Genomic DNA, 19,133 nt, shown 5'->3' on the forward strand with positions numbered 1-19,133 from the left:
TCTACAATCTAAAATCGTAAACTTTTATAGCCCCGTAGCCACCGTCTTTGCTCCACGCTCCTTAATTAATTCACCGCGCATATCCAGCTGCCTGAACAATTGGATGGGGTCTAATGCCGCTCCTGCGCGCAACCGTGCCTCGGCTACCAAAGGACGCACATCCGTACGGAAAACCCGTTGCAAGATTTCCTGAGCCTGCACAACATCGTTGCCAACTTGTGCTTCTGCCAATGCCACGCGGTCTACCAATAATGCTTGCGCATAGGCAATGAGTATGGCTTCCACGGATTGCAACAAGTCTTCTAGGGGATCCTTGACATTGTGCGAAGCATCAATCATCCAGCCTAAATCACGGGCATGGTTCATGCCCTTATTATCCATGCCATCAACCAATTCGTTGAATATCAGAAATAGTTGGTAAGGTTTGATGCTACCCGTGGTCAGGTCATCATCGCCATATTTGGAATCGTTGAAATGGAATCCTCCAAGTTTTCCTTCCATCAGCAATAGGGCTACGATCTGTTCGATATTGGCATTAGGCAGGTGATGGCCCAGATCCACCAAGGTATAGGCTTTATCGCCAAGCTTGCTGGCATATAGTAGCGACTGCCCCCAATCGCCCACTGTGGTGGAATAGAAATTGGGCTCGAACGCTTTATATTCTACAAATAATTTCCAGTCATCCGGCAATGCAGCATATACCTCCTGCAGGCTTTCCAATGTATGTTGGAATGCGTGGCGGAAATTCAGCTGGCCAGGAAAAGATGAACCATCCGACAGCCATACCGTCAGCGATTTTGAGCCCAATTCCACACCGTGCTTGATGACCTCAATATTATGGTCAACGGCTTGTTTGCGCACCGCCTTATCTACATGCTGCATGGAGCCAAACTTGTAGCTCAGCGCCTGACCGGGTTGGTCTTGGAATGTATTGGAATTCATGGCATCAAATACCAAGCCATGCTGGCTTGCCAATGCCCGAATAGCCGCATAGTCTTTTGGAATATCCCAAGGAATATGCAGCGATATGGCACCGCTGGAGCGGTTGAGTGCATGGAGCAAGCCGATATCAGCTATTTTCTCCTCTAAGTTACCAGGTTCACCTCCGCCTGAAAACCGACCGAAGCGCGTGCCGCCTGTGCCCAAGGCCCAGCTGGGAATAGCTACCTGGAAGTCGACCAGTTTTTGTAAGATCCCTTCATGGTTCGGGAGGTCTTCCACCAGTTGCGCAAATTTGCGACGGTGGGCCGTTTCCAATTGTTGGTTATGTGCTGTTATTTGATTTTTATCGATATTCATAATCGGTTCTCTTGTCAAAGTTAATACAGAATTGCCAATTGGCGCTCATTGGGGTGATTTAATTGACAATTCTGCTAAAAAAGAATAATTTAACGTACGAATGCCATGGCTACCCCGCCATCCACATTCAACACATTTCCGGTGGATTTGTTCATCAGGCCACCCACCAGCACAAAGCAAGCGTTGGCGATATCTTCCGGCAAAATGACCTCATTGAGCAAGGTGCGTTTGGCATAGTATGCAGGCAATTCCTCAACGGTGATGCCGTATGCTTTGGCACGCCCTTCGGCCCATCCCCCAGCCCAAATATTGCTATCGCTGATCACCGCATCGGGATTTACGACATTCACCCTAATCTTATCTGCCCCCAGTTCAGCGGCATTCAGCCTGCTCAAGTGCAGCTGTGCCGCTTTAGCGCTGCCATAACCGGCATTATTGGGCCCGCTTACCAAGGCATTCTTACTCACGATATTGATGATGTCTCCGCCTATGCGTTGTTTCTTTAACAGGGTTACAGCAGCTTGTGAAATGAAGAACTGGCCTTTAACCAAAACATCATAAAGCAAATCCCAATCTTTCTTCGTATGGCCCTCAATGGGTTTTGAGATGGACAGCCCTGCATTATTCACGACAATATCGACACCTCCGAAAGCTAGGGCCGCTTCGTCAAATGTGTGTTGGATCTGTTCTTCGTTTGTGACATCCAGCAAGGCTGTTGCATACGCATCTTTACCAAATTCACGCTTAAATTCTTCTCCGGCATCCGCTAGCCGTTCTGCATGGAGGTCGTTGAGAACCACCACAGCTCCTTCTTGCACGAATTTCTTGGCAATCGCTTTTCCGATACCGCCAGCACTTCCCGTAATCAAGGCTACCTTGCCCGATAATGGCTTAGGTTTTGGCATCCGCTGCAACTTGGCCTCTTCCAGCAACCAATATTCAATATCGAAGGCTTCCTGCCGCGGCAGGGAGGTATATTCGGATATAGCCTCAGCGCCCTTCATTACGTTGATGGCATTGATGTAAAATTCGGCCGCTACGCGTGTGGTTTGCTTGTCTTTTGAGAAAGAAAAGAGGCCAATGCCGGGATAGAGAATAATCACCGGATTGGGGTCGCGCATGGCTGGACTGTTCGGGTGCTTGCAGGTTTCGTAGTATTCCTTGTACATTTGCCGATAGGCCTCAAAAGCCGGTGCCAATTTGGCCTTTAGCCCCTCCACATCAAACAAATCAGCATCAGGTGCCAAATCCAACACCAGTGGACTGATTTTGGTGCGCAAGAAATGGTCCGGGCAGCTGGTACCCAATGGGGCTAGGCGTTCAAGGTCGTTGGAATTGATAAATTCCAACACCCGCTCATCATCGGTGAAATGCCCTATCATATGGCGTTCGGACGAACAAAATCCACGGAGCACAGGTGCCAAGGCGGCAGCTTGCTTCTTCCGGCCCTCGGCGGCGATACCCTGAATCTTCGCTCCCCCGAAAACTGGGTGTTTCTTGCCATAATTTGCTTCTAGGTATTCGGCACATCTCTCAATGACCGTAAGGGTATTTACATAGCTTTCATAGGCTGTATCGCCCCAGGTAAACAACCCGTGCGAACCGAGCATGATGCCTCGGATACCCGGGTTTTCATCAAGGCATTGCCTCAGTTTCAGCCCCAGGTCAAATCCTGGGCGCTGCCAGGCTACCCACCCTACTTCACCGTTGAACAATTCCTGCGTGATGCGCTGACCATCTTTGGCCGCCGCAATGGCTATCGCCGCATCGGGGTGCAGGTGGTCTATGTGTTTGAACGGAAGAAATCCGTGTAATGGTGTATCGATGGAAGGCGCCTTGGACGCCAAGTCAAAGATGCAATGATTGAAAAGCTCCACCATTTCATCTTCCTGTTCAATCCCTTTGTAAATATGTTCAAGGCTCCTGAGGCGATCGACATATAACGCTGCCAAGCCACTGCGCTTAAGTGTGCCGATATCCCCGCCGGATCCTTTAATCCACATTACTTCGGTATCCAATCCGGTCAGGGGGTCCTTGGCAATGGCTTTGCACGACGTATTGCCCCCTCCATAGTTGGTGAGGCGCAAATCAGCCCCCAATAGATTGGAACGGTAGAGCAACAAGGCTACTTCATCCCCCGCTAGTTCGGCGGCTTTGGCCTTATTCCATAAATAGCTTACATGCTTGAACGATGTTTTTCCAATGATCTCAGACATTTTTATATTGCTTTTTTGTTTTTTTGTTACTATCAGCTATCGGCACCCAGCTTCCGACTTAAAACCTACTCTTCCAGTGTTCGGGCAAGTCCCACCAGCACAATGGAAAGGATAATAAGGGCAATTCCGGCAATAATGGTTCTATAAGTCCTTTTGCTTACCCCTTTCCATTCTTTCAATATAACGCCCCATGAATTGGCGATGAGGATGATGAACGCCATGTGCAAGATCCATGAACTGGCACCATTGCCTAACCTGCTTTCACCCATGCCATAAAAGAAGAACTGCAAATACCATGTGGTGCCTGCAAGTGCACAAAGCAGGTAATTCTTAGTAAGCGGAGTTTTGGCATTTGCGTAGTCGCCGAATGTCTTATTGCGGGCATTGAGGAACATACACCATAGGAAATTGGTGGTGAGGCCACCCCATAGCACCACCACGTAAGTGACGTTATTTTGGAACAGGAACTCGCCCTCCCCGGGATTGGTGGCTTTCCAAATGTCGTTGGCCACATTGGCCATCGGTTTTCCGGCCTCTAATCCAAAATTAAAACAAGCGCTGAGGACGCCCGAAACAATGGCCACTGCCAGCCCTAGTCTAAACTTGTAATCCTGATTTCCACTTGCATCTGCTTTGGCGCCCGTCAATTCCCTTTCCTTCAATACCCCTGCCTTGCCGCATAAAAAGATACCCACCACACAGATAGCCAACCCTGCCAACACGGTAATACCCGAAGTGGTCGTGAAAAACAAATCGATGGTATCTTTACCTTCCGTACCATTGAAATAATAGAATATGGATGGCACCAATGAGCCGAATACCATAGTTAACCCTAAGATGATACTGCTTCCCAAAGACACTCCCAAGTACCTTACCCCCAAACCATACGTAAGCCCTCCAATGCCCCAGAGTAGTCCAAATAAGTAGGAATAACCAAACGTGCTGACATCAGCCTGCCGAATGATATCGGCAAAACCGGGAATGGTGAGATAGGCTGCCAGTGGAGGCACAATAAGCCATGAAAACAACCCTCCGATAATCCAAAAACTCTCCCATGCCCAACCCTTTACTTTCTTATAAGGTACATAGAAACTTCCGGAGGCAAACCCCCCGATAAAATGGAAAATTACTCCTGCTAATGCTTGCATATCATTTATATGGCTAAACTGGTTAATAAAAACGTCGCAAGATAGGAAAGATGAAAAATCGAACTGTTATGGGCTGTCATGTGTTGCCCAGCCGACCTTTTGAGATGACCTACACGAAGTCATTTATTCATTATTTTCCCATTCGATTTTTATTTAAACAATAAATCCCGTAATATCGTGTTCTTTAAATTAAAACGTCAATTAGAATAGTTAAAAAGTATGAGAAACACCAGACTCTTGATTTTGTGTATTGCATTTTCATTGGCAGGACAAGCCTTTTGCCAACCAGCTCCGTCATCCCAACAGCAACCGCCGAAAGGATCATTGACAAGCGGTTCCATAGACAGCCAATTTATTTACCTCAATGCGGTTTCTAACAATTATCAGGAATATAAGGTCGTGCGGCGCACCCATTTGGATCGCATTAGAAAGAATGTGGCCGATACATTGTCAGACCTACGCGGCCAACTTATAGAGGTGACCAAAGCAACAGGAGATCAACAAGCTAAAACGGAATTGCTCAGTGACTCCCTTTCAACGGTGTATAAGAGTCTACAAAGCGCCAAAGACCATAGAGATAACTTCTCTTTTTTAGGCATGGCTATGCACAAATCTACTTATAGCATTCTGTTGTGGAGCCTGGTGCTTGCCTTAGCAATTGCGCTGACGTTTTATATTTACCGTTTCAACCAAAGTCATATGGTTACCAAAGACACCAAAAAAGCGATCGAGGATCTCCAAATGGAATTTGACCAACATCGTAAAAAAGCCATGGAAAAAGAGCAGAAACTCAAGCGGCAATTGCAGGATGAGATAAATAAACGGTTTGGATAGGCTATATTTGTTTGATTATAAACTTGTAGGCAAATGGAAGTGTTTAAAAAGACGATATTGTCAGTAGCCACATTGCTTATATTATCCAATGTGCTCCTAGCAGATGACTACAAACCACTGCGCATCGGTTCAAAGGCCCCTGGTTTTAGCCTGAAAGGTGTGGATGACAAAACCTACACCTTGGAAAGTTTCAAGGAGGCCAAGGTATTGGTCATTATTTTTACGTGCAACCATTGTCCCACTGCCCAGGCGTATGAGGATCGAATTATCGAATTCACCAGCACTTACGGGCCGACGGGCGTGCAGGTGGTGGCCATCAGCCCAAATTCGGATGCTGCGGTCAGATTTGACGAGTTGGGTTATTCGGATTTGAATGACAGCTTCGAGGAGATGAAAATACGCTCTAAAGACAAGGGCTATAATTTTCCGTACCTCTATGATGGCGAAACACAAGAAGTAGCCAAGCAGTATGGGCCTGCGGTTACACCGCATGCTTTTGTGTTTGATGAATCGCGGATACTACAATATGTTGGACGCATCGATGACGATGAACACATGGGCAGGGCTAAAACATTTGACCTAAGGGCTGCTGTAGATGAATTATTAGCCGGACAACCTGTAACAACCCCCACCACTAAGACGTTCGGGTGCTCGGTAAAATGGAAATCAAAAATAGATTGGAAAATCCAAGAAGCGGAAGACTGGAAAAAGGAGTCTGTGGCCCTTGAAGAAGTTACCTTGGATGAGCTAAAGGCATTGCTCAAAAATGATTCGGGGAAGTATCGTTTGATCAATTTCTGGGCAACGTGGTGTGGACCGTGTGTTGCTGAATTTTCTGCGCTTGTAGAAACAGATAAAATGTATAGGAACCGCGATTTTGATTTCATAACCGTGTCCATGGATTCAAAGAAATCAGCAGACAAGGTGCTTGCCTTCCTACAGCAAAAATACGCCAGCAATCGAAATTACCTATTTGGCGATGAAAACAAATACGACCTCATCGAAGCAGTGGATGAGGAATGGCAGGGTGCATTGCCCTATACTGTGCTGATTTCGCCGAAAGGTGAAATCGTTTACCGACAAATGGGCATTATAGAGCCGCTCAAACTCCGCAAGGAAATCGTCGAGCGGATTGGGCGGCATTATCCCTGATTTGACCAGCACGTTAAAATCGCCCATCGCAGGGAATCAATGGGCGGGTATTGGCTGATCGAAACCGCTCAAAACAATTCTTAAAATTATATTTGCTTTTAATTCTTTAAAGCGTATTTTTGCGGTCTGAATTCGAGGCCTGTATTTTTGCCTTTATAACACTGGTTTATAAAATTTTAGTTCCTGTAATATGTCCAATATTGGAAAAATAGCCCAAATCATTGGCCCCGTGGTCGATGTAAGTTTCTCCGAAAATGCCAAACTCCCTAAGATTTTGGATGCGCTGGAAATCGAGAAAGAAAACGGTCAACGTGTCGTTTTAGAGGTTCAGCAGCACCTAGGCGAGGAACGCGTACGTACCATTGCCATGGATGCAACAGAAGGCCTCCTGCGCGGCATGGACGTGGTGGATACAGGCGCGCCCATCAAAATGCCCATAGGTGAAGGTATCAAAGGGCGCGTATTCAATGTGGTAGGCGATGCGATTGACGGCATCAAGGAGCTCGACAAATCCGACGGCCGCAGTATCCACAACAACCCTCCAAAATTCGAAGACCTTTCTACCGAAACAGAAATACTTTTTACTGGTATCAAGGTTATCGACCTATTGGAACCATACGCCAAAGGTGGTAAAATCGGTTTGTTCGGTGGTGCTGGTGTAGGAAAAACCGTATTGATTCAAGAGCTGATTAACAATATTGCAAAAGCATATTCAGGACTTTCGGTATTTGCAGGTGTAGGCGAACGTACCCGTGAGGGTAACGACCTGCTTCGCGAGATGCTCGAATCCGGTATCATCAAATATGGTGAGGAGTTCATGGAGGGCATGGAAAAAGGCGAATGGCCTTTGGAAAAAGTCGATGTTGAGGAACTGAAGGAATCCAAAGCTACCTTCGTATTCGGACAAATGAACGAGCCTCCCGGTGCGCGTGCACGTGTGGCCCTTTCAGGACTGACCATTGCCGAGTATTTCCGCGATGGCGATGACGAGGGTGCTGGCCGGGATATCCTGTTCTTTATCGATAATATCTTTCGGTTTACCCAAGCTGGCTCTGAAGTATCCGCTTTGTTGGGCCGGATGCCATCGGCAGTAGGTTATCAACCTACCTTGGCCACAGAGATGGGGCTCATGCAAGAACGAATTACCTCCACCAAACGTGGATCCATTACATCTGTACAGGCTGTTTATGTGCCGGCTGATGATTTGACGGATCCTGCCCCAGCTACTACGTTCGCCCACTTGGATGCCACAACCGTACTTTCACGTAAAATCGCCGAATTGGGTATTTATCCGGCAGTGGATCCGTTGGATTCTACCTCCCGGATATTGAATGCTGCAACTTTGGGTGATGAACACTATAATACCGCTCAACGCGTAAAAGAAATCCTGCAGCGCTATAAGGAATTGCAGGATATCATCGCTATCTTGGGTATGGATGAACTATCGGAAGAAGACAAGTTGGTAGTTGGTCGTGCCCGCAGGGTACAACGTTTCTTATCGCAACCCTTCCATGTAGCCGAACAGTTCACTGGCCTCAAAGGTGTGTTGGTAGATATCAAGGAGACCATCAAAGGCTTTAACATGATTATTGATGGTGAGGTGGACGAATATCCTGAGGCGGCTTTCAACTTGGTAGGCACCATTGAAGAAGCCATTGAAAAAGGCAAGAAATTATTAGCGGAGGCTGTGTAATGAAGCTCACAATCATCACACCGGATAAACCTGTTTTTGATGGGGAAGTTACATCGGTGACCGTGCCCGGCTCGGCTGGTTCATTCGAGATACTGGAGAAACACGCGCCGATTGTCTCTACATTGGAGAATGGCAAAGTGATTATTCGCAACGGTAAAAGTGAAGAGATTATTGGCATTATTGGAGGTGTCGTGGAGGTGATTCATGACAACATCACCGTGCTCGCCGAAGGAATACTCGAAGCTTAACCAACAAAATTAACATAAGCAAAAAAGAAACCCTCACCGAGCACTCGGCGAGGGTTTCTTTTTTGTCAACTTTTTCATCGGTGCACCCTATTTTACGCAGAATTTGACACTGATGCATTCAGTAATCAATAAATGAACCGAATACCCAAATTGGTTTTGGTATATATTTAATAAAATATTGCAGCATAAAAAGGTATAATAATAAAATTATATTCTTTTATAATTAATAAAGTAAAATTATATTCTGATTTAAAAAACTATTCATTTGCTATTGCCAATTATGAATAAACATCATACCTTGATGAAGTCAAATAAAAGACAACGAACCTATAGGGAATTTAAGGGAGAATCCAGGCATTTCAATGAAAAGCAAATAGGTGAATCTTAGGTGAGGAAACATGAAGTATTTCGATAAAAACACATGGGTTTATTTGGATGGTACGTTTGTCAAAGCTGACAGCACGGGGATTGACCTGTTTGGCCAATCGCTCCATTACGGTTATTCCGCCTTGGAAGGCATACGGGCCTATAATACGCACAATGGCACGCGCATATTCAAGGCCGAACAGCATTATGATCGGCTCCGCCATTCCTGTGAGCTTGTGGGCATTGCCTTCCCATGGAAAACGGATCTCCTTGTAGACAAGACCTACCAACTTTTGGACAAGAACAATTTGCGAAGTGCATATATCAGACCGCTGGTAACCACTGGCCACAACATGTACCTCACAGCATCCAATGATTCCAGCATTGTCATATCCGCATGGGAATGGGGACCGTTCTTGGGAACTGATCTTATCCGGGTAACCCTATCGCCGTATCAGCGGCCTAATCCCAATTCCTTGCCGCCCGAGGCTAAGGTATCCGGCCAATATGTAGCATCCATCATGGCCACCAATGAGGCAATCAAACGGGGATTTGACGAAGCGATCTTGCTGGATAGCGAGGGCTATGTAGCCCAAGCTTCCAGCAACAACCTCTTTATCGAAAAGGATACCACGTTGTTTACCCCGTCCTTAGGGCATATTTTTCCAGGAATTACACGGCAAACGGTACTTGAACTTGCTAACGTGCTCAACATCGATGTCGTAGAGAAACAAATCTCTTTGGAAGAATTCAAAGGAGCGGATAGCGCATTCCTCTCCGGTACGGCTACGGGTATTGTGGGTATTGCTGCCATAGATGATGTTGTTTTCTCGGAAGAATGGGCTGATACACTTGGTTCTACCATACAACGGGCTTACAAGAATCTTACATTGGAAAAAGAAAATTACGAAGTGATCATATAACCATGCTGACTAAACAAACAAACGAACTGAACAAATACAGCCGGGTATTCACCCAAGACAAGACCCAACCCGCTGCACAGGCTATGCTTTACGGCATTGGGCTGACGGATGACGACATGCAAAAAGCTCAAGTGGGTATCGCCAGCATGGGTTACGATGGCAATACCTGCAATATGCACCTCAATGACCTAGCTAAAGTAGTGAAAGACGGTGTATGGAGCAACAATCTCGTTGGGTTGATATTTAATACAATCGGCGTGAGCGACGGCATGGCCAATGGTACCGATGGCATGCGCTATTCGTTGGTAAGTCGCGATATCATCGCCGACAGTATCGAGGCCATGTGTGGTGGGCAGTATTACGATGGGCTTATTGCTATCCCGGGTTGCGACAAAAACATGCCAGGGTCCATCATGGCCATGGGCCGCCTCAACAGGCCCTCCATTATGGTTTACGGAGGCACCATCGCTCCGGGCCATTATAAAGAGCAAGACCTGAATATCGTATCCGCGTTCGAAGCACTTGGACAGAAAATTGCCGGGAACCTATCGGATGAAGACTTTCTTGGAATCGTCAAAAATGCGTGTCCGGGAGCAGGGGCTTGCGGTGGTATGTATACAGCCAATACCATGGCGTCGGCCATTGAGGCCTTGGGTATGTCATTGCCCTATTCCTCCTCCAGCCCCGCTATCAGCAAGGAAAAACACCAGGAATGCCTCGATGCCGGCAAATACATCCATATCCTATTGGAACGCGACATCAAGCCTTCGGATATCATGACGCGTGAAGCGTTTGAAAATGCCCTGCGTCTGATTATCGTTCTCGGAGGAAGTACCAATGCGGTATTGCATTTCATCGCCATGGGCAAAAGCGTAGGTATTCAGATTACCCAAGACGATTTCCAACGCATGAGCAACACCACGCCTGTATTGGCCGACTTGAAACCCAGCGGCAAATACTTGATGCAAGACCTCCACCTATATGGAGGGGTTCCTGCCGTAATGAAGTACCTGCTCAATGAAGGCCTGCTACATGGCAATTGCCTTACGGTGACCGGACAGACATTGGCGGAAAATCTATCAGATGTAACGCCCATCAATGCAATAGACCAAGCAATCATCTATACATTGGATAATCCAATAAAGGCTACAGGCCACCTCCAAATATTATATGGCAACCTGGCTGAAAAAGGCAGCGTAGCCAAAATATCGGGCAAGGAGGGCGAACGTTTCGAAGGGCCAGCCCGTGTCTTTGATGGCGAAAAGCAGCTCATCGAAGGCATCTCCTCTGGTAGGGTCAAGGCGGGCGATGTTGTCGTCATCAAAAACGAAGGCCCCAAAGGAGCTCCCGGCATGCCCGAAATGCTGAAACCAACATCTGCGTTAATTGGTGCAGGATTGGGGAAAAGCGTAGCCCTCATCACCGACGGGCGCTTCAGCGGTGGAACCCACGGATTTGTGGTGGGGCATATCACTCCTGAGGCTCATGAAGGTGGGCTTATCGGTTTGGTGGAAGATGACGATATAATCGTGCTCGACGCGACGAATAACACCATAAACCTTCAGGTGAGCGAAGAAACCATCGCCGAACGTCGTGCTAAGTGGCAACAACCTCTATTGAAGGTAAGCAAAGGGGTGTTGTATAAATATGCAAAAACGGTTTCTGACGCAACGGAAGGCTGCGTCACGGACGAGTGAAGTGGAAACATAATCTTGAGCCAATAAATAAATGCATTAACCATTGAACAAATGAACTAATATCATGAGTACACTTGAAGCAATGAAAGACACCCCCAGCAAGTTGCAGGAAGAAGCAAAAAAGATTCAATTAAGCGGTTCGCAAGCGGTACTGGAAGCACTGCTAGCAGAAGGTGTAGACACCATCTTTGGCTATCCGGGCGGTGCCATTATGCCCATATATGACGCCTTGTATGATTACAATGATAGGCTAAAACATATCTTGGTGCGCCATGAACAAGGCGGCATCCATGCTGCACAGGGATACGCCCGCACCTCGGGCCGTACCGGCGTGGTCTTTGCCACCAGTGGCCCTGGGGCTACCAATCTCGTTACCGGTTTGGCAGATGCCACGATTGACAGCAATCCCTTAGTCTGTATTACGGGACAAGTGTTTGCCCATTTATTGGGCACCGATGCTTTCCAGGAAACGGATGTCATCAATATCACGGCTCCGGTGACCAAATGGAACTATCAGGTGACCGATGCTTGTGAGATTCCGATGGCATTGGCCAAGGCTTTCCACGTGGCACGTACTGGCAGGCCAGGACCCGTGCTGATCGACATCACCAAAAATGCACAGCTACAGCTATTTGAATATGAAGGGTATAAGCCCTGCAACCACATTCGTAGCTACCGCCCGAAACCCATCGTGCGCAAAGAATATATTGAGCAAGCAGCGGCACTCATCAACGAAGCAAAACAGCCTTTCGTAATATTTGGCCAGGGCATCATCCTTGGCAAGGCGGAGTCCGATCTCAAAGCGTTTATCGAAAAGGCAGGAATCCCTGCCGCTTCCACCGTCATGGGCTTGAGTGCCTTGGAAACCGACCACCCCTTGCATATGGGTATGCTGGGTATGCATGGCAACTATGCACCCAATGTGCTGACCAACTCGTGTGATGTGCTCATCGCCATCGGGATGCGTTTTGACGACCGGGTGACGGGTAGGTTGGATAAATATGCCAAACAGGCCAAAGTAATCCACCTCGATATCGACCCTGCCGAAATCGACAAAAATGTAAAAACCACCGTACCGGTATGGGGCGATTGCAAGGACACCCTCCCTATACTCACCGAATTGGTGGAGCGCAAGGAGCACACGACATGGCTGGCGCAGTTCCGTGAACTGGAGCAAGCTGAAATAAAAGAAGTCATCAATGAAGAATTGAATCCCTCCACTGACGTGATGACCATGGGGGAAGTCATCAATATACTCAACGAGTTGACCCATGGCGATGCCGTGATTGTGACGGACGTGGGCCAACACCAGATGGTGACTTGCCGCTATGCCAAATTCAACCAATCAAAAAGCAACGTCACCTCGGGTGGATTAGGCACCATGGGCTTCGGCTTACCGGCGGCGATTGGAGCCTGGTATGGTGCACCTGAACGAACTGTAGTAGCCATCATTGGTGACGGCGGGATCCAAATGACCATACAGGAATTGGGGACCATCATGCAGTTTGGTGCCAAAGTGAAGATACTCATCCTCAACAATGAATTCCTGGGGATGGTGCGCCAGTGGCAGCAGCTTTTCCATGATAAGCGGTACTCCTTCGTGAACATTACCAGCCCCGATTATGTGACGGTGGCCAAAGGTTACCGTATTCCGGGCCGAAGCGTCTGTGAACGTAAGGATTTGAAACAAGCACTCACTGAAATGATCACACACGATGGTGCTTATCTTCTGGAAGTGATGGTGGGCAAGGAAAATAACGTGTTCCCTATGGTGCCGCAGGGAAGCAGTGTAAGTGAAATTCGATTAAAATAATTGAACATGGAAAAGCAGGAATATACCATTACACTTTATACGGAAAACACCATCGGGATGATCGGTCGGATTTCCATCATCTTTTCGCGGCGTAAAATCAACATCGAAAGCCTCAATACCTCGCCATCAGAAGTGGAAGGCATCCACCGTTTCACCCTTGTCATCCATGAAACGGAAGAAGTGGTGCGCAAGCTTTGCCGCCAGATAGAGAAACTGGTAGAGGTACTCAAAGCCTATTACAACACCAATGACGAGATCATCTGGCAGGAACAGGCATTATATAAGGTGCCTACGGAAGTTGTCACCGAAAAGGCCCCTGTGGAGCGCCTATTACGGCAGTACGGCGCCAGTGCCGTGGTGATACGCAATGATTATACCGTGTTTGAAACGGCTGGACACAGCGAGGAGATTGATGCGCTTACTGCCGCATTGGCTGAATATAGCCTAATTGAATTTGTGCGCAGTGCCCGTATCGCGATTATCAAAGACAGCGAAGGGTTCCACAAAAAACTCAAGGAATTTGAAGAAGCAGAACCGATAGCCGAAGTGGTGGAAAATCGGTATCTCGGCAAACAGGATAAAATATTCACGATGTAATAATGGGTAGTAACGCTATGCAAAGTCCAGTTTTTAATTACATCAAACGTACCAGGGAACTATTCGTCCGGCTGTTGGAAGAATTGAGCCTCGAAGAAATCAATGAAGTACCGAATGGATTTAGGAACAATATTGGTTGGAATTTCGGGCATATCGTGGTGAGCACGCAGGCGCTGTGTTACCTGCGCACCGGCATTGTCTTGCAAGATATTGAGATTCCGTTCTTCGGTACCTACCAGAAAGGGTCGAAACCTGAAAAATGGATTGCTGCCGAAGAGCTGGAAACACTGAAAACGCAAGCCTTCACCTCCATCGAACGGATTGAACGCGATATCCAAGATGGTGTATTTGCAGAGATATCACCTTATGCTACATCTACATATGGTGTAGAGATGAACAACATCCATGAGATCATCACCTGCACATTGATGCATGATAATTTGCATTTGGGTTATGCAACAGCACTCAAAAAGGCAGTAAAAGAACAAAAGAGACAATTACATAAATAAAAACAATGGCAAATTATTTCAACACCCTACCACTCAGAGAACAATTAAATCAATTAAGCGTTGCAGAATTTATGGACATCAGTGAATTTGCTGATGGCGTAAGCGCTTTGAAAGGTAAAAAAATCGTCATCGTGGGCTGTGGTGCACAGGGCTTAAACCAAGGACTTAATTTAAGAGATAGCGGACTGGATGTTTCGTATGCCCTCCGTAAGGAAGCCATCGAACAAAAACGGGATTCGTGGAAAAATGCTACCGACAATCACTTTACTGTCGGCACTTATGAAGACCTGATCCCTACGGCTGATCTCGTAAGTAATTTAACTCCCGACAAACAGCACTCTTCAGTAATCGATGCCGTGATGCCTTTAATGAAAATGGGGGCTACCCTCTCCTATTCACATGGTTTCAACATCGTGGAAGAAGGGAAACAGATCCGTAAAGACATCACGGTGATCATGATCGCGCCCAAATGCCCGGGCTCTGAGGTACGTGCAGAATATTTACGTGGGTTTGGCGTGCCAACACTCATCGCCGTTCACCCTGAAAACGATCCGCAAGGGAAGGGGCTGGCCGAAGCCAAAGCGTATTGCGTGGGCACCGGCGGGCACAAAGCGGGTGTCTTGCGTTCGTCTTTCGTCGCAGAAGTTAAATCTGACTTAATGGGCGAACAAACCATTTTATGTGGACTGTTGCAAACAGGCTCCATCCTTTCCTTTGATAAAATGATCGAAAAAGGTATTGAGCCAGGTTATGCGTCCAAATTAGTTCAATATGGTGTTGAGGTCATTACCGAAGCCTTAAAACAAGGCGGTATTACCGCGATGATGGACCGTCTAAGCAATGTTGCCAAAATAAAGGCATTCGAAATCTCGGAAGAGCTGAAGGCGATTATGCGCCCCTTGTTCCAAAAACATCAAGACGACATCATGAGCGGCGATTTTAGCCGTACGATGATGGAAGACTGGGCAAATGGAGACAAAAAACTATTGGAATGGCGTGCGGCTACCGGTGAAACAGCGTTCGAAAAAACACCCGCTGGCGATGTAAAGATCAGAGAGCAGGAGTATTTCGACCATGCTGTATTTATGGTGTCTTATATTAAGGCCGGGGTTGAACTCGCTTTCGAAACCATGGTGGAGGCCGGGATTAAACCCGAATCGGCATATTATGAGTCTTTGCATGAAACCCCGCTTATCGCCAATACGATCGCTCGTAAAAAATTGTTCGAAATGAACCGTGTGATTTCTGATACGGCTGAATACGGTTGTTACTTATTTGACCACGCATGTAAACCATTATTGGCCGACTTCATGAAAACGGTAGATACGGACATTATTGGCAAGGATTTCAACGAGGGTAAAGACATGGCGGTCGACAACCAAGAGCTGATTGCCGTAAACGAAGCCATCCGCACTCATCCTGTTGAAAAGGTAGGCACCGTACTCCGTACAGCCATGACGGCCATGAAAGCCATTAAAACGGCTTAGGAAAACGGAAGCATTCCTGCCAGTAAGGTACGATTGTATATCATCCGTAATTTACATAAGTTTGCATAACATTAAAACACGATATTAATAAAGCCATAGCAAGTTAATTATGGCTTCACAGCTTGCCTAGTAATGATCCATTCTGTCGTCCATATCGCCCAATTGAGCCTCCAATATGCGCATCATGTCGTATTGGATGGATTAAACTGGCAAATCCACCGGGGAGAGCATTGGCTCATCGGAGGGAAAAGCGGCTCTGGGAAAAGCGCGTTGGCCAGAGCATTGGCAGGACTTGAAAAAACGAGTGGCATCGTACAGCTATTTTTCGACAACACGTCTCCCCTCCCTCCGCGGGCGTTATACGTTTCAAACTGGTATCAGTTTACCAACTTGGAGGGGGACCGTAATTTCTACTATCAGCAACGTTATAATAAACAACAAAAGGACGATACACTGACGGTATATGCCGAACTGGCACATTATGCAAAAGCGAAAAACCTATGGTTAGAAGAGGTAGAACAATACTTAGCCCTTTTTGATTTTGCCGATCTTAAAAACACGCAGTTAATTGAACTTTCCAGTGGCGAGCACAAAAAATTACAATTGATCAAAGCGTTGTGGCTAAAACCACAGCTGCTGATTATTGACGAACCCTACACCGGGCTGGATAAATCGTCGCGCAAAATGCTTAACGGCTATTTTGACAAATTGGCGGCAGCAGGTGTACATCTCGTGCTCATTACGAACGATGCGGATTTACCGGGCTGCATCAATCGATTTGCGGAAATTGAACACGGACGGTTAAAACAATTAGACTCCGTGCTGGATTTATCAAAGGATGCGGGCCGCGTCCAAAAAACGTTGCCTTTGTTCCTTAAAGAAAAGCCTAACGTGTCTGCTGAGGTCATGGTCCACATGGAGAATATCCACGTCCGCTATGGCGACAAGGTGGTGTTAAAGGACATTAGCTGGACAATCCGCGCGGGAGAGAAATGGTTGCTCCAAGGGCCCAATGGTTCGGGAAAATCAACCCTATTAAGCCTGATTAACGGAGACCATCCGCAAGCATATGCCAATCACATCCACCTTTTTGGACAACGGCGGGGAAGTGGAGAAAGCATTTGGGATATCAAGGAACGCTTAGGCATCATTTCTCCAGAAATCCATTGGTATTTTGATAAAACGGCTAAGGTATGGCAAGCCGTAGCGTCCGGTTTCTACGACAGTATCGGCCTGTTCAGGCAACCCAGCTATGACAAGCAGCAAAAAGTCAATCAGCTGCTGGAATTTTTTGACCTGACGGAATACAAAGACCGGGTGATCACCACGCTGCCGTTGGGAAAACAACGCTTAGTATTACTGGCAAGGACTATCATCAAAAATCCGCCATTGCTCATTTTGGATGAACCTTGCCAAGGACTGGACCACGACCAAACCGAGCATTTCAATACAGTGGTCGATGAGCTCTGTGGTTTTGGAAAAACATTGATTTATGTTGGCCATTACGAAACCCACTTGCCCAGCTGCTTAGAAAAGAAAATGATATTGGAAAAAGGTGAGGTTAAAACCATACAAGACATAACAGAACTTGTTTATTAAACAGAAACAAAAAAGATCCTAACTATGTTGCACGATCCAAACCGTATATACGTTTTTGATACCACCCTCCGGGATGGAGAACAGGTACCCGGTTCGCAATTGACAACCCCGGAGAAGCTGATCATTGCCGAGGCATTGGAAGCATTGGGCGTGGACGTCATTGAAGCCGGTTTCCCGATTTCAAGCCCCGGAGACTTCAACAGCGTTGTTGAAATCTCCAAGTTAGTAAAAAACCCTACCGTATGCGCGCTCACGCGGTCAATCAAAGGGGATATAGACCGGGCTGTCGAAGCGCTGAAATATGCCAAGAAGCCACGTATCCATACCGGCATCGGTGCGTCTGACACACATATCAAATACAAATTCAACAGCACGCGTGAAGCGATTCTGGAGCGTGCGGTAGAAGCGGTAAAATATGCCAAATCCTTTGTCGAAGACATCGAATTCTATGCGGAGGATGCCGGAAGGGCTGATAATGAATACTTGGCCCAGATGATCGAAGCCGTGATAGCGGCGGGGGCCACCGTAGTGAACATACCGGACACAAACGGCTATTGCCTACCTGAGCAGTATGGTGCCAAAATCAGGTTCCTGAAAGAAAATGTTAAGAACATAGACAAAGCGATTATTTCTGTGCATTGCCACAACGATCTTGGATTGGCCACGGCCAACACCATCGCTGGTTTGCAAAATGGGGCAAGACAGGCCGAATGTACCATTAATGGTATCGGCGAACGTGCGGGAAATACGTCGCTGGAGGAGGTGGTCATGATCTTGAAAACACACCAATCCTTGGACTTACATACGAACATAAACACCAAACAATTGTATCCTTTAAGTGGCATGGTAAGTCGCATGATGCGTATGCCCGTACAGGCCAACAAAGCTATCGTAGGAAGGAATGCATTTGCGCATAGTTCGGGCATCCATCAAGATGGTGTGCTCAAGCATCGCGAAAATTACGAAATCATGAATCCCGAAGATGTAGGGATTGACCAATCGGAAATCATACTGACCGCCCGAAGTGGTAGACATGCGCTGAAACACCATTTGGAACGTTTGGGCTACACCATGGAACGTATTGATTTGGATCAAGTATACCAACGTTTTCTGGAGTTGGCCGATGCCAAAAAAGAGCTGAAAGACGATGACCTTTTGCAACTGATGGGAGCCAAAATCGAAGAAAACTTCAAAAACGGATTGGCAATCAACGCGCTGCAGGTGACCACAGGCGACCAAGAAGCGCCGGAAGCTACCGTTAAGCTTAGCTATAACGGCGTAGCACATGAGGCCACTGCCTCAGGCAACGGCCCGGTGAGTGCCACCATTAAAGCAATACAAGGTATCATTGGGAAACAAATTGAAATCAAGGAATTCAATATCCATTCCATCCATGGTGGAAGTGACGACGTGAGCAAGGTGGATATGCGGGTAGTGTATGAAGACAAATCCTACATGGGTTATGGCTTCAGCACCGATATCGTAAGGGCCTCTGCCAACGCTTATCTGGATGCGTTGAATAAGTTTATTTGAGTAGTCCGAAAGTTCGAAG

At 47.0% G+C, this 19,133-nt stretch carries 15 protein-coding genes; 12 read left to right on the forward strand and 3 right to left on the reverse strand.

Annotation, left to right across the window (positions count from 1 at the left end; all coding sequences use genetic code 11):
• Positions 1 to 24: 24 nt before the first annotated feature.
• From NF543_RS15145 to rhaT, 3 genes are all read right to left on the reverse strand, one after another.
• Positions 25 to 1,299, reverse strand: coding sequence for a sugar isomerase (locus NF543_RS15145; protein WP_257668938.1), 1,275 nt, complete (start codon positions 1,297 to 1,299; stop codon positions 25 to 27).
• An 89-nt stretch (positions 1,300 to 1,388) separates the two neighbouring features.
• On the reverse strand, positions 1,389 to 3,515 hold the full coding sequence (locus tag NF543_RS15150) for a bifunctional aldolase/short-chain dehydrogenase (protein WP_257668937.1): 2,127 nt from the start codon (positions 3,513 to 3,515) through the stop codon (positions 1,389 to 1,391).
• A 65-nt stretch (positions 3,516 to 3,580) separates the two neighbouring features.
• The gene (gene rhaT / locus NF543_RS15155) at positions 3,581 to 4,663 is read right to left on the reverse strand and encodes an L-rhamnose/proton symporter RhaT (protein ID WP_257668936.1); all 1,083 of its coding nucleotides are present in this window, start codon (positions 4,661 to 4,663) and stop codon (positions 3,581 to 3,583) included.
• Between the two features lie 219 nt (positions 4,664 to 4,882).
• Between rhaT and NF543_RS15160 the strand changes: the two genes are divergently transcribed.
• From NF543_RS15160 to NF543_RS15215, 12 genes are all read left to right on the forward strand, one after another.
• A complete protein-coding gene (locus NF543_RS15160) occupies positions 4,883 to 5,497 on the forward strand; it encodes a hypothetical protein (RefSeq protein ID WP_257668935.1) in 615 nt (204 codons plus the stop codon).
• A 33-nt stretch (positions 5,498 to 5,530) separates the two neighbouring features.
• Positions 5,531 to 6,649, forward strand: a complete 1,119-nt coding sequence (locus NF543_RS15165) for a redoxin family protein (protein WP_257668934.1) — start codon at positions 5,531 to 5,533, stop codon at positions 6,647 to 6,649.
• Positions 6,650 to 6,839: 190 nt separating this feature from the next.
• Positions 6,840 to 8,342, forward strand: coding sequence for a F0F1 ATP synthase subunit beta (gene atpD, locus NF543_RS15170; protein ID WP_257668933.1), 1,503 nt, complete (start codon positions 6,840 to 6,842; stop codon positions 8,340 to 8,342).
• Positions 8,342 to 8,590, forward strand: coding sequence for an ATP synthase F1 subunit epsilon (gene atpC / locus NF543_RS15175; RefSeq protein WP_257668932.1), 249 nt, complete (start codon positions 8,342 to 8,344; stop codon positions 8,588 to 8,590). The genes atpD and atpC overlap by 1 nt, the downstream gene beginning before the upstream one ends.
• Positions 8,591 to 8,988: 398 nt before the next feature.
• On the forward strand, positions 8,989 to 9,879 hold the full coding sequence (gene ilvE, locus NF543_RS15180) for a branched-chain-amino-acid transaminase (RefSeq protein WP_257668931.1): 891 nt from the start codon (positions 8,989 to 8,991) through the stop codon (positions 9,877 to 9,879).
• Positions 9,880 to 9,881: 2 nt separating this feature from the next.
• Positions 9,882 to 11,576, forward strand: coding sequence for a dihydroxy-acid dehydratase (gene ilvD, locus NF543_RS15185; RefSeq protein ID WP_257668930.1), 1,695 nt, complete (start codon positions 9,882 to 9,884; stop codon positions 11,574 to 11,576).
• A gap of 82 nt (positions 11,577 to 11,658) precedes the next feature.
• Positions 11,659 to 13,389, forward strand: coding sequence for a biosynthetic-type acetolactate synthase large subunit (gene ilvB, locus NF543_RS15190; protein WP_373275010.1), 1,731 nt, complete (start codon positions 11,659 to 11,661; stop codon positions 13,387 to 13,389).
• 6 nt (positions 13,390 to 13,395) lie between these two features.
• Complete coding sequence (gene ilvN / locus NF543_RS15195) at positions 13,396 to 13,986, forward strand: acetolactate synthase small subunit (RefSeq protein WP_257668928.1); 591 nt, start codon at positions 13,396 to 13,398, stop codon at positions 13,984 to 13,986.
• A 17-nt stretch (positions 13,987 to 14,003) separates the two neighbouring features.
• On the forward strand, positions 14,004 to 14,495 hold the full coding sequence (locus NF543_RS15200) for a DinB family protein (protein WP_257668927.1): 492 nt from the start codon (positions 14,004 to 14,006) through the stop codon (positions 14,493 to 14,495).
• Positions 14,496 to 14,500: 5 nt separating this feature from the next.
• Positions 14,501 to 15,982: a ketol-acid reductoisomerase gene (gene ilvC, locus NF543_RS15205; RefSeq protein WP_257668926.1), complete on the forward strand. Its 1,482-nt coding sequence runs from the start codon at positions 14,501 to 14,503 to the stop codon at positions 15,980 to 15,982.
• A 132-nt stretch (positions 15,983 to 16,114) separates the two neighbouring features.
• A complete protein-coding gene (locus NF543_RS15210) occupies positions 16,115 to 17,581 on the forward strand; it encodes an ATP-binding cassette domain-containing protein (RefSeq protein ID WP_257668925.1) in 1,467 nt (488 codons plus the stop codon).
• Positions 17,582 to 17,605: 24 nt separating this feature from the next.
• Positions 17,606 to 19,114, forward strand: coding sequence for a 2-isopropylmalate synthase (locus tag NF543_RS15215; RefSeq protein ID WP_257668924.1), 1,509 nt, complete (start codon positions 17,606 to 17,608; stop codon positions 19,112 to 19,114).
• Positions 19,115 to 19,133 lie beyond the last annotated feature (19 nt).

Source organism: Parapedobacter tibetensis (assembly GCF_024704835.1).
GTDB classification, from domain to species: domain Bacteria; phylum Bacteroidota; class Bacteroidia; order Sphingobacteriales; family Sphingobacteriaceae; genus Parapedobacter; species Parapedobacter tibetensis.